The 12,284-nt window shown below is 44.8% G+C and carries 10 protein-coding genes; 5 read left to right on the forward strand and 5 right to left on the reverse strand.

All coding sequences use genetic code 11. The features are described 5' to 3' along the window. Positions 1-96: 96 nt before the first annotated feature. Positions 97-1,146 carry a glycosyltransferase family 4 protein gene (locus IQ270_RS06870; RefSeq protein WP_193972495.1) on the forward strand — a complete coding sequence of 350 codons (1,050 nt, stop codon included), beginning with the start codon at positions 97-99 and terminating at the stop codon, positions 1,144-1,146. Positions 1,147-1,438: 292 nt separating this feature from the next. On the opposite strand, the gene IQ270_RS06875 is transcribed toward IQ270_RS06870, so the two are convergent. The 3 genes from IQ270_RS06875 to IQ270_RS06885 all read right to left on the reverse strand — a co-directional run bounded on the left by IQ270_RS06875 (position 1,439) and on the right by IQ270_RS06885 (position 5,079). Beyond that, entirely contained in the window at positions 1,439-3,364 is a 1,926-nt protein-coding gene (locus IQ270_RS06875; RefSeq protein WP_193972496.1) for an alpha-amylase family glycosyl hydrolase, read from the reverse strand. A 290-nt stretch (positions 3,365-3,654) separates the two neighbouring features. Beyond that, positions 3,655-4,518 (reverse strand): Npun_R2479 family HD domain-containing metalloprotein, encoded by an 864-nt coding sequence (locus tag IQ270_RS06880; protein WP_193972497.1) that lies wholly within the window; start codon positions 4,516-4,518, stop codon positions 3,655-3,657. Between the two features lie 342 nt (positions 4,519-4,860). Further along, positions 4,861-5,079 (reverse strand): Mo-dependent nitrogenase C-terminal domain-containing protein, encoded by a 219-nt coding sequence (locus tag IQ270_RS06885; protein WP_193972498.1) that lies wholly within the window; start codon positions 5,077-5,079, stop codon positions 4,861-4,863. Positions 5,080-5,494: 415 nt separating this feature from the next. On the opposite strand from IQ270_RS06885, the gene IQ270_RS06890 reads away from it, so the two are divergent. Both IQ270_RS06890 and IQ270_RS06895 read left to right on the forward strand, forming a co-directional pair. Further along, positions 5,495-6,310: a cobyrinic acid a,c-diamide synthase gene (locus tag IQ270_RS06890; protein WP_193972499.1), complete on the forward strand. Its 816-nt coding sequence runs from the start codon at positions 5,495-5,497 to the stop codon at positions 6,308-6,310. A 69-nt stretch (positions 6,311-6,379) separates the two neighbouring features. Continuing rightward, positions 6,380-6,760 (forward strand): VOC family protein, encoded by a 381-nt coding sequence (locus IQ270_RS06895; protein ID WP_339384362.1) that lies wholly within the window; start codon positions 6,380-6,382, stop codon positions 6,758-6,760. Positions 6,761-6,808: 48 nt separating this feature from the next. Here IQ270_RS06895 and IQ270_RS06900 read toward each other — a convergent pair whose 3' ends face one another. Both IQ270_RS06900 and IQ270_RS30760 read right to left on the reverse strand, forming a co-directional pair. After that, on the reverse strand, positions 6,809-7,969 hold the full coding sequence (locus IQ270_RS06900) for an NAD(P)/FAD-dependent oxidoreductase (RefSeq protein WP_228056133.1): 1,161 nt from the start codon (positions 7,967-7,969) through the stop codon (positions 6,809-6,811). A gap of 15 nt (positions 7,970-7,984) precedes the next feature. After that, a complete protein-coding gene (locus tag IQ270_RS30760; protein ID WP_228056134.1) occupies positions 7,985-8,173 on the reverse strand; it encodes an FAD-dependent oxidoreductase in 189 nt (62 codons plus the stop codon). Between the two features lie 455 nt (positions 8,174-8,628). Here IQ270_RS30760 and IQ270_RS06905 point away from each other — a divergent pair, with 455 nt between their 5' ends. Both IQ270_RS06905 and IQ270_RS06910 read left to right on the forward strand, forming a co-directional pair. Beyond that, a complete protein-coding gene (locus IQ270_RS06905; protein ID WP_193972500.1) occupies positions 8,629-9,441 on the forward strand; it encodes an SDR family oxidoreductase in 813 nt (270 codons plus the stop codon). 39 nt (positions 9,442-9,480) lie between these two features. Next, positions 9,481-12,111 carry a glucosidase gene (locus tag IQ270_RS06910; protein ID WP_193972501.1) on the forward strand — a complete coding sequence of 877 codons (2,631 nt, stop codon included), beginning with the start codon at positions 9,481-9,483 and terminating at the stop codon, positions 12,109-12,111. Positions 12,112-12,284: the final 173 nt, after the last annotated feature.

Genomic DNA, 12,284 nt, shown 5'->3' on the forward strand with positions numbered 1-12,284 from the left:
CAAGCCCCAGACAGGATTCGCCTCGCAACCTCCTAGGATAGAATCTTCTGAGGTTAAGTTAATTTATGCCAGCACCAGAATTATCAGGAGAATATTTTGAAATACCATTTGGCGTTAAGTCGCAAAATAGACCTCGATGGCATTGACCGCGATGCCCAACTCGGAAAATGCCCCCGCCACGTCATGCAGAGCGTCAGAGACCGCTTAAATGCCACCGTTCACTACCCGGACGGCGAGGCGATATCCTCGACCGACAAGCTGCGATCGAAAATTTCTTCCAAACCCGAACATTGGGCCGCCGCGCGCAAATTGTCCGAGCAAGTCAGCAGCGGCGACGCGATATTTTGTACGGGCGAGGACATTGGTATTCCAGTGGCGGTGCTGTGCGGCGCTAAACCAGATCGCCCCAAAATAGTTGTACATTTCCACAATATCGATCGGCCGCGCGGCCGAGTCGCCCTAAAACTCTTCGGTTTAGCCGACAAAATTGACGTATTCACGGTCAACGCCCGCCCTCAAACTGAGTTCGTCCGCAGCTATTTAAACATACCCGAATCCCGCATTTTAGTGCTGCCAGAACAGACAGACACCAAGTTTTTCACGCCGGGCCCGGTTTCTGCCGACAAAAAGCGGCAGACAGTTGTTAGCGTCGGACTAGAAAAGCGCGACTACCGAGTTCTAGCAGCAGCAACTGCTGACTTAGATGTTGATGTAAAAATTAGCGGCTTTTCTAAAGATGCCAAAGCTTTATCGCAAGCTTTCCCCGATACTATGCCCGAAAATATGTCCCGCAAGTTCTACGAATGGTCGGATTTAGTGGAGCTTTACCGCGATGCAGACGTAATTGCAGTTTGTTTGGCAGACAATAAATATGCTGCTGGAGCTACGGGTTTGCTGGAAGCAATGGCCTGCAAGCGACCCGTCGCCATTACTCGCACTCAAGGTCTCGTAGATTATTTAGCGCCTGATACTGCTAAAGTTGTAGAGGTGGGAGATGCAGCAGCTTTGCGCGAGGCGATCGTCCAGTTGCTAAAAAATCCTCAAGAAGCAGAAGCTCAAGCGCAGCGCGGCTACGAAATGGTTGTCAACCACCACAACAGCGAACATTATGTCGATGTTTTAGTCGAGAAATTGCGATCGCTTTAATAAAACTGTAATATCAATTCCGGTTGTACCGTCAGGTGATTGTTGACTGCTGACTGTTGACTCGATTTATTATTCCGATGCAACCGGAAACGATATAAGGTGTTCTTCGGCGCACCCTACATAATTAGATTAAAGTGATTTCTATTGAGTCAGTCCTAGACGCAAAATTAATTTGACGCACTAATTATAGCGGTAAGGTGCTCTTCGGTGCACCCTACCGAGATCGTTTCTGGTTGCATCGGTATTGTTCAAATTTCCCAACAGTCAACAGTCAACAGTCAACAGTCAACTATTAAGACTCCCGTCCGCTAGCCCACTTATCCCGCCATTTCACAGTCCCTTCCGAAGCTAAAACCCAGCGGCGACAAACCAGATTTTCTCGCAGCGGCGACAGTCCTTCCCGTAGCAGCGCATACTTGTAAGCAATCAACTTCCCCGCACTTTCATCAAAAGGAATTTCCCCAAACCAAGTATTAGTATTGATATACTCAAGCGGGTAAGCCTTACTAATATCCCAATTCCCCAATTCAGGACAATCTCCAATCACCACAATTCTTTCCCCAGGCTGACTTTGAACGCTGTTAAGCTGCGCCCGCACAATAGTTTTCGCCTTAACTCGCTCTCCAACGCGGCTAAAAATCATTACTTCCCCCGCACCAAGCTCTAAATCGTACAGCATCCCCTGTTTAACTTCAAACTTGCGGCGCGATAAAACCTCCGTATGCTCTCCATCAGGTAACTCAGTATCAACCGCTTCAACCGTAACACCATCGCCGCGATTCATCGCCACAAACACCACAGAATCGCGATAGCGGCGCACGTAACAATAAACATCAGGAGTTAGATATTTTTGCCACTGACTCCCCATCGAAATAGCTGGATTCAGCCGCCGCAATCCAGACAGCAGCCGCACATCTCGGTAAAGAGGCGAATCACTATCCCACTTTTCCATCATCGGGCGGTTGTAAGGGTCATTTCCCCCTTCAGTATCATCGTGCAGATACTGTTCGGTGCCGTAATAAATGCAGGGAATGCCGCGAGTAGTCATAATTAAACATATCGCCAATTGCAGCATTTGCCGATCGCCATTCAACGACTGAAACCTCGGCATATCGTGATTGTCGATAAACGTGATCAACTCCGTCGCCCCGTAATAGCGGTGATCCAAATCCAGGATATCTTGGATTAAATGAAATCCACCTTCTGCCCCCTGTCCCAAAGCTTCTCGAATTGCCACGCACAAACCAAAATCTAAAATAGTCATCCCCGACTCGTTGACAAACTCCACAGAACGATCGTTTCTAGGATCGCTGTAAATCCACTCGCCAAAGATGAAAACATCAGGTCTGTGAGTGGTAATGTCTGCATTGAATTCCTGCCAAAACCAAATCGGCATATGCTTTACCGTATCAACCCGCAAAGCATCAACACCTCTGTCCAACCACTGTTTAATTGCGGACTTAATGTAACTGCGATACGCAGTATTGTTTTCATTAAAAGTTGCTAAACCAGACAGTTCGCAGTTTTGGACTTGCCATTCATCTTCCCAGTTTTTAACTTCGCCGTAGTGGTGATACCAATTGTTTTCATCATTGTTAAAATCAGCTATTTTTACGCCATCGTCGTAGAGTTCCCCTTTCTTGCCGCTAAAATCTGGGTTGCTGTGATTGCAGACTATATCGAGGACGAGTTTCATGTTTCGCTGATGCAACTCGTATACTAATTTGTCAAATACCGTATCTTTATTTTCTTGTGTTTGGTTGACAGAAGGATTATCGCCTTTGGCAATAAATCGGGGATTTAGTCGCTTGAAATCTTTTATCCAGTAGCCGTGAATCGCAGCTTGTTCGATAAATAATGCTTCAACTTGCTCGAACAGCGGGGTCAGCCAAACTGCGGTAACACCCATATCTTTTAAGTAGTCGAGTTTGTCGATAACTCCCTGCAAGTCGCCGCCCCAATATTTGCCCCAATCTTTACCTTCAGGATCGTAAAGTTCGGGATTTGGGCCTTCGTTATTTTCCGGGTCGCCGTCATGAAAACGATCGACTACAATGAAATAAATTGTTTCTTGGCGAAATTCAATGTCTCTGGTGTAGAGGAATTCTAAATCGAGTTCGCTTTCAGGTTGAACTTCTGCTATCAGAGACTCAATTTTTTCTTCTGGTTCGGTAGTTTCGTATTGAGAGGAAGTTTGAGTGGGAGTGACTGATGTCATGAGAGGTATTTTTTGATATTGTAAGACTGGTCAGTTATTTGGAGTTAGAGTCGGAGATAGCTTTCTCATCTGACTGACTGACTTTTACAGCATCATACGGAATTTACTGGTTTAATAAAATCTGTCTTTAGACAGATGGCCCAGTCGTTTATAGGTTCGATCGTTCGGACTGAGCGTTCTCAAAGTTTGATGAGGACTCAAGTCCGAACGATCGAACCAATTGTATTGCGATCGATCTAGGGGACATAATATCAGCCGTCGCGTGCGATCGCCCGACATCAACCCAAAACCTACGTAAGGACAGCCACCTCCTCAACTTCCACTTCAGAATGCTCCACCCGAAACACATTTGCATTCAGGTTAGCAATAATTTGTTTCCCCTGCTGCGTCAGTTCCAAATAGCCGATCGCATCCTTGACATACCGATAAACCACATTCCAATAAAACTTCGGATACCCCTCCCGCAAATCCCCCGGATTGCGATATCCCAACACCTGATTTTGACCAGTCTCCTCAAACTCGTAAAACAGCGCAGAAATCTTTTGCAAATATCGCGGATCGCTCAACTGACCGATTAAATCCGCCGCCCGCACCAAACCCGGATAATTCACAGTATCTTGATGATCTTCGCCCGCCGGAACCGGGAAACGAGTTAACTCAATATTCTGCTTAACCAAGTCAGCATCAATCAATCTGTGACCTCCAAAACGCTCTTCAACAAACATCTTTCCCCGATCGACATGATAAGGCGTCAAACTCGCATCCGTCGCCCCCCGAGGTAGTGTTAATTTCAAGTCGCCTATTCCCGTCGCATAAAGTCCCAAATCTGTTCTATCTTGACGGCAAACCCCCTTGACGTACCCGATATCGTGGCACAGCAAAGCAATGTGGAAATGCAGCCAATGTTCACAGGAAACACCACCCTCGCGGATGTGCTTGCCTCGCAGAATTTCTTGTCCTACCAATGTCACTAAAATAGTGTGTTCTACATTGTGGTAGAGGGCATCGCTATTAGCAATATTTTGTAAAGCCATATCTGCTACCCAACCAATAATCTCGCCATAGTCAGATTTGAACCCGCCGTAGGTGTGGCGGTAGCCTTCAATTAGCCGATTTACAAAAGCGTTAATCAGCAGTTCAGTTGCGTTAAACATATTCACTTGCCTGAGCTAAATTAGCTTGTTAAATTATTTTTATACTTATTGTTTTTGCGGCTACCGTTTGATCGTATACCTGTTGTCAAAACTAATCCTACAAAAAAATTGTTTTTTTCAATTCTGTTTGTCAGGTGTGTCGCACCCCAGGACTACTGTTGCATAATTGAGAATTTGTATTATTTTTGACTTAACCGCTACGATGGATGGCTGCTCCTATCTAGAGGCATCCACTGATATTATCAAAGATTATGGCTTAAATTCGGGATCTCGCAACTAGCAGAGCGATGCACCCGCTAAATAATTCAACTCGACGGGCGATCGAGGTATGACACCCCTCAATCAGCAGTACCGCGTTACATCTTCGCCCCACGTGTCAGCCAAAAACGAGAGCGATGGAAAACGCAACCCCACTAATTCTTCAAATACCGGATTCAGCTTGCACATCGAGGGTATGCCGAAAAGATGGTGTCCCCATAGCTGGATATCTCTCTCAAAAGGACACTGTGCGGGTATAAGTTGGCACAACCACCGAGCTACTTGCCGATCGCCCACTGCCATGCTACCGAGCCACTGTCGCGCTGGTTGGACGACTATCTTGCCAAAACTTAAGTATTGACACCGATTTTTACTAAAAAAACTTGTAGTTTAGTTCATGATTTACCTCAGTAATTATTACTAATAAAAACTTCTGAATCGCTTTTCTTAATTATCAATCACACCCCCTGCGATCGCTGTGACGCGAACAAGTTTTTGCCGTGACACTCACCGCCCAAAAATGTGATACGTCAATCTCACACTTGTGATTACAAGTTCGCAAAAATGTGAGATACATCACCTTTTGTACTCCCTAGATCGTGTATTATAAAAAAAAGCAAAAAAATCTCGCTACTTTTTAACTCGCCGCATCTACTTTACCCTGCTACTTACCTGCCATACATTACCCGCTCAACTTACAAACATAAAGTTTCAGGCAATGATTAAAAAAAAAGATAAATATGCGGACGTTTCTCAACGGACCCACACAGATATCGTATTGGAAAAAGTCCCACTAGAAGTCAAAGCTTGGGCTGAGAGTTTGCCTTGGAACCAGCGGCGCTACGTCTTATCCCTTTCTTACATATTGTGTGCATCTACTCCCGAGTTACAAGCCGAATTTTTAGATGACTACACAGCCGACGGCTTAGTATCAAAAATGTTTGAAGATGTAGATACTCTCAACCGAGTCAAAGAGTATTTAATCACATTCCAAGTCAAAAAAGAATTAAACGAATCTGATTTAAGAAGCTACATCAAACAATTTTATATTCACTCAGCTCAACAAGCGCGCCGAGAAACAGATCAATATTTAGAATCAGCAGTCCGCTTTGTCTTGAACACAGAAGAACGCAATAATGTTTTTAACTACATTTTGGGTTTTGAATTTATTAAAATGATGTTTCAAATGAGCTGGTTGCAACATGAAAGATTAGCCAGACTGCAAAAAAGTCAATCGCAGTTTATTGAAACTTATATCAAGCCGATTCAACACGCGCACAGAATTAATGGCATAATTGTGCCGAAAGATGAGAGAATTTTTTTTGCTAGACGCACCTATTACGTTGAACTGCCTAACATTTCTTACAGAAAACTCATTGAGTTAGTCATGGCCAGTTTTACCACAGAAATGGTGACTCAGTGCGGGTTTTCCATCAGCCGTCACTCTCAAGCTTTCCACTTTGACTGCGATTACATTTACGATCCAGAACCAGAAGAAGAAAGATTTCCTACTGACTTGCAATTTATTCATTAAACTTGTTCTATTAATTGTGAATCGGGCATTTTGCCCGATCGCGCTTACTGGCTTTTGAGGATTCGTCAAGTGCAGAAAATTCGAGCCATTGGATTGACGGTCAAAAATGCCGATCGCTCCCAGGATTTCTATACCAAAGCACTCTCCTTTGAATTTGTTTCTGATACTACAGTTGAAAGGCAAAATTACAGCGACCTCAAAAAAGTCGAGAAGGCAAAAATCCGCATTGTTACTTTGCAGCTTGGAGATGAACAGATTGAGTTGATGGAATATCTGAACGTTGAAGGAAAACCCATCCCCAAAGATTCCCAAAGTAACGACTTGTGGTTTCAACATCTGGCAATTGCAGTCAGTGACATGGATCGCGCCTATGCACGTCTTAAATGCTGGGCGAACTTACTGTTTTATAAAAAGCTGGTGGAACCCGCCAGCCCACGCCCAAAAAATTAAATTACAATCCAGTACAGCCGATCGCAAAATCTTACTGAATATTAGCCCTTAAATATCTGTGCCGTCCTGGCTATCCCCTAACATTTGCATCAATTTTCGGGCGACGACAACGCCGACTACCGCACCGCCGATCCATTTAACCGCATCAGCAGTGTGAATCGGGTGCAAGTGGCGATCGAAAATTTCATCTTTGAGCCATTCCCCTGTTACTTTTAAATTATGAACCGGAGCGGGCAATAACTCTAAGTAACTACCTTGGCGGATTAAGTGACCGAGTTCTCCGGTAACTTCAAAAGTATTGTAAATGTTAGCCACACTTTCTTCTATCCCCAGTTTTAGCAGCGTTCCCCGCAGGTTAACTTCCGCAGGTTTGAGCTCATTTCCCAAAGCCAGAGCATTCAAATTGTGAGCGATTGCAGCTCCCTGCTGATAAGCAACTTGAGCGGTTGGAGGTAAAGAATTGCCTTGCACTGCTGCACAATCTCCCCCTGCAAAAACTTCAGGAAAATCTAGCAGTTGCAGTATAGGGTTCACTAAAGGGCGACCGTGTTTGTCTCGGGATTTCTCAGAAATTTCTAAACTTTTTATGAGTGAGTTGATGTTAGTTCCCGTCGTCCAAATTACCGTAGCTGTTGATAAGCTTTCCACCTGTTCGCGGCGCTGGTATTCAACTTCGTTAGGGCGAATAGCTGTCGCTTTTGCCTCCATAATAAATTCTACTGGTACTGTGCGTTTTTGCAGAGCATTTGTCGCAATTTCGCGCAGGTGACTATTAATATCGTTCTCCAGGATTTGCTCGCCGTGATTCAGTAAAACGACTCGTACTTCCTCTGCATTGCCGCCCATAGCAGCATACCAATTTGGCACTAAATCGCCTAATGTACCTGCCATTTCTACCCCGGAAGCTCCAGCACCTATGACGGTGACAGTTAGGAATTTGCGGCGCTTTTGGGCATCTTGAATCTGAAGGGCTTGTTGCAAGCAGTCGCGCAGGTGTTTGTCAATGGCGATCGCATCTTCTCCGGTACGCAGAGGGAACGCATTCTCTCGAGCTCCCTCGACTCCAAAATATCCTGTAACGCTGCCTAAAGCCAAAACTAAATTGCTGTAATTGTAAGCATCTCCCGATGTTACTTTGACTTCTCGCTGTTGTAAATCAATGGATTGAACGGTATCTTTAACAAAAATTACACCGCTACCTTTTAGCAATTCCTGATAGCGCGGTCAAACTTCTTCTGCACCCATCTCGCCGCTAAAATATTCGTAAAGTAAAGGCTTAAAGCAAAAGCGATCCTCTTTTTCGATCAAAATTACAGAACGGGGATAGTGTTGGTGGCTCAAGTGTAACGCTGTAAATAGTCCAGCAAAGCCGCCACCTACAATTACAGTTTGATAGATTGTGTTGTTCATCATACTGTTTGTTAAATTTGATAATTTTCTGGATGCACTAATTGTACAAAAATGCAGCTTGATTCTAACTAACTTCAACTTAGATCGGGTTCGGTCGATGGCGATCGCAAAAATGGTTCGCGCGTGCGTCAGTCAGTGTCCGCTCCCTGCGGACAACCCAACTCTGCACGCGCGATCGAATCTGACTGCGGTTAATTGACAGGACATGATATTAGAGGTAATTCTTATTCAAAGGTATCTCCCTTAAGAAGTATATAATTTAAAACTATATACTTCTCAAGCTAGAAATAAATTTCAGCGGTAATGGCTAGACGCTATAAATAGCATAAGATTCAACTAAAGCAATCTCTTGTATAGACTATTTTTATAACAAATTTGACACAAGTTTGTTATCAATTTGACTAATAGAGTCTATATAATAAATGTCAAATAAATTTTCAAAATGACGGAGAAAAAATATGAGCTTTTCCCCTGAGCTTCTTAAAGGCCAAAAAGCTCTGGTAACGGGCGGAAGTTCTGGTATCGGCGAAGCGATCGCCCGTGCTTTAGCAGCAGCAGGTGCATCTGTTGCAGTCAATTACCATTCGGGAGATCAAGAGGCACAGAAAATTGTCGAGGATATCAAAGCCGGGGGTGCAGAAGCGATCGCCATTGGTGCCGATGTCAGCAAAGAAGACGAAGTTAAGGCGATGTTCGGTCAGATGTTGAAGGAATTTGGTACGATCGACATTCTGGTTAATAACGCAGGTCTGCAAAAAGATTCGGCCTTTACAGACATGACACTCGACCACTGGAACCTAGTCATTGGAGTCAACCTAACCGGACAGTTTTTGTGTGCTCGCGAAGCTGCTAAAGAATTTATGCGGCGGGGCGTACAACCTCATATTTCTGCGGCTGCTGGCAAAATTATTTGCATGAGTTCAGTACATGAGGTAATTCCTTGGGCGGGTCACGTCAACTACGCTGCGAGTAAAGGCGGTATAAATATGATGATGCGGAGTATTGCCCAAGAACTTGCACCCCAGAGAATTCGAGTTAATAGTATTGCGCCAGGGGCAATCAAAACCCCCATCAATACATCAGCATGGAATACGCCGGAAGCCGAAGCAAAGCTATTAAAACTGATTCCTTACGGTCGAATTGGGGTAGTAGAAGATATCGCGAAAACTGCTGTTTGGCTGGCTTCGGATGACTCTGATTATGTCTGCGGTGAAACGATGTTTGTGGATGGCGGCATGACTTTGTATCCAGGATTTGCTACAGGCGGCTAATCGAGATTATGCAATCTGAAATATTCTCGGATAACTGCAATGGGTGCTGAAGACAAACGAATTCAAGAAAATGCTGAAATGAAAGCGCACTGGAACCGATGGGGTTCTTATTTAAGCGATCGCCAGTGGGGAACAGTCCGCGAAGATTATTCCCCAAACGGTGAGGCTTGGGAGTATTTCCCTCACGATGCTGCGCGATCGCGCGCCTACCGTTGGGGTGAAGATGGATTAGGGGGATTTTGCGATCGCCACGGTCAAATTTGTTTCGCCCTAGCAATGTGGAACGGCCGAGATCCGATTTTGAAAGAGCGTTTTTTTGGACTTACCAACAGTCAAGGAAATCACGGAGAAGATGTCAAAGAATACTACTTTTATTTAGACAATACCCCAACTCATTCTTATATGCGCTGGCTGTACAAATATCCGCAGCAAGCATATCCCTATACTTTGTTGGTTGAGGAAAATGCCAAGCGCGACAAGTGTCAGCCAGAATATGAGTTGATGGATACGGGAATTTTTGAGGGCGATCGCTATTTCGACATCGTTGCTGAATACGCCAAAGCATCCCCAGAAGATATTTGCATTCGCATCCGCACTACTAACAGAGGTTCAGAAACAGCAACCCTTGACTTATTACCGACTTTATGGTTTCGCAATACTTGGTCTTGGACTGATAGCAAAAAATCAGCATATGTGGCTCGATCGGGCGATGGAGTTATCAAAGCTCACCATCAAAAATATGGCGATCGCTGGCTATTTTGTGAAGGCAATCCTCCCCTGTTATTTACAGAAAATGAAACCAACCTACAGCGTCTCTACGGTGTCGCCAATACCTCACCTTACGTTAAAGATGCTTTCCACGAATTAATCGTTCGCGATCGCCAGGGGGCTGTCAATCCCGCTCAAATCGGTACTAAAGCCGCCGCCCACTATCACCTAGAAATTGGTGCAGGAGAAACCGCAGTTATTCAACTCAGATTTACTGATGTTTATACCGACAATGCTTTTAGCCAAGAATTTGCAGACACCTTCATTCAAAGGCAAAAAGAAGCAGATGAATTTTACGAATTCCTGACTCCAAATCTTGAGGAAGATGCCCGCAACATACAGCGTCAAGCCTTTGCTGGATTGTTGTGGACAAAACAGTTTTACGCCTACGATGTTCGCACTTGGTTGCGAGGCGATCCCGCAGAACCAATACCGCCGGCGCAGCGTTTAAACGGTCGCAATTCTGACTGGGGAAACTTCAATGCAGAAGAAGTCATTTCCATGCCAGATAAATGGGAATATCCTTGGTTTGCGGCCTGGGATTTGGCATTTCACTGCATACCGATCGCCTTAATTGATGCTGACTTTGCCAAGCGCCAATTACTACTGCTAACTCGCCAGTGGTATATGCACCCAAACGGTCAAATTCCCGCTTATGAATGGGCATTGGGAGATGTCAACCCACCCGTGCAAGCTTGGGTCGCATGGCGAGTTTATAAAATTGAACAAAAGCGAGTAGGTAAAGGCGATCGCCACTTTCTAGAACGGATGTTTCACCGACTGCTGCTCAACTTTATTTGGTGGGTAAACCGCAAAGATCCTCAAGGTGCAAATTTGTTTCAAGGCGGCTTTTTAGGCTTAGATAATATAGGGGTATTTGACCGCAGCAAACCCTTGCCGACTGGCGGCTATTTGGAACAAGCAGACGGTACTGCGTGGATGGGAATGTTTTCGCTAAATATGTTAGCAATTGCCTTAGAACTTGCCCGCGAAGATCCAGTGTACTCGGATATGGCGCTCAAATTTTTTGAACACTTCCTTCACATAGCCGATGCTGTCAACCATGTCGGCCCCCAAAAAATAGGTTTGTGGGACGATGAAGACGGCTTTTATTACGATGCTCTGTCTCTGCCTAACGGTGAATGTTCCTTGCTAAAAGTCCGCTCAATGGTGGGGATGACGCTACTATTTGCCGTCGATACCTTGGAAACTGAATTATTAGAAACAGTGCCGGGATTTAAAGAGCAAATCGATTGGTTGATGAAGAACCGCCCAGAACTGACAAAGAATATTGCCAGTATGGAAATTCCCGGAGTCGGCGAGCGCAGGCTGCTTTCAATTACCACCCCCGAAGGATTGCAGCGCGTCCTCAAAAGGCTGCTGGATAAAAATGAATTTCTTTCGCCCCACGGCATTCGCTCCCTCTCTCGCTATCATTTAGAACATCCGTTTATCTTTGAGTGGGATGGCACAAAATATCAGGTAGACTATGAGCCTGCTGAGTCTACAACTGAGCAATTTGGTGGCAACTCAAACTGGCGCGGCCCGATTTGGTTTCCGTTAAATTTCTTATTAATTGAATCGCTGCAAAAATATTACCATTATTTCGGTGATGACTTCAAAGTAGAATTTCCTACTGGCTCTGGAGTTATGATGAATTTATGGGAAGTTGCCTTGCAATTAGAGCAGCGGCTAAATAGCATTTTTATCAGAGGGAAAGATGGTAAAAGACCAGTCTATGGCGGTTTGGAAAAGTTTCAAAACGATCCTCACTGGCAGGATTTGATTTTGTTTCACGAATACTTTCACGGTGACAGCGGTGCAGGATTGGGCGCGTCTCACCAGACGGGATGGACTGCTGTGGTGGCGAAACTGATCCAGCAAGTGAGTGACAAACCATGAAACTGACAATGTTTTGTTTAAATCGATATTTAGATCTGAAATTGGAAATTTTAAGCAAACCGAATTGCGATCTAACCCAATACGGTTCACTTAACATATTTAGGCCCCGGAGATCCCCCTCTCATCCCCCTGGTTGTAGGGGGACTTTGATCGGAATCTTGTCCCCCCCTTTT

This window comes from Microcoleus sp. LEGE 07076 (assembly GCF_015207455.1).
Lineage (GTDB): Bacteria > Cyanobacteriota > Cyanobacteriia > Cyanobacteriales > Microcoleaceae > Microcoleus.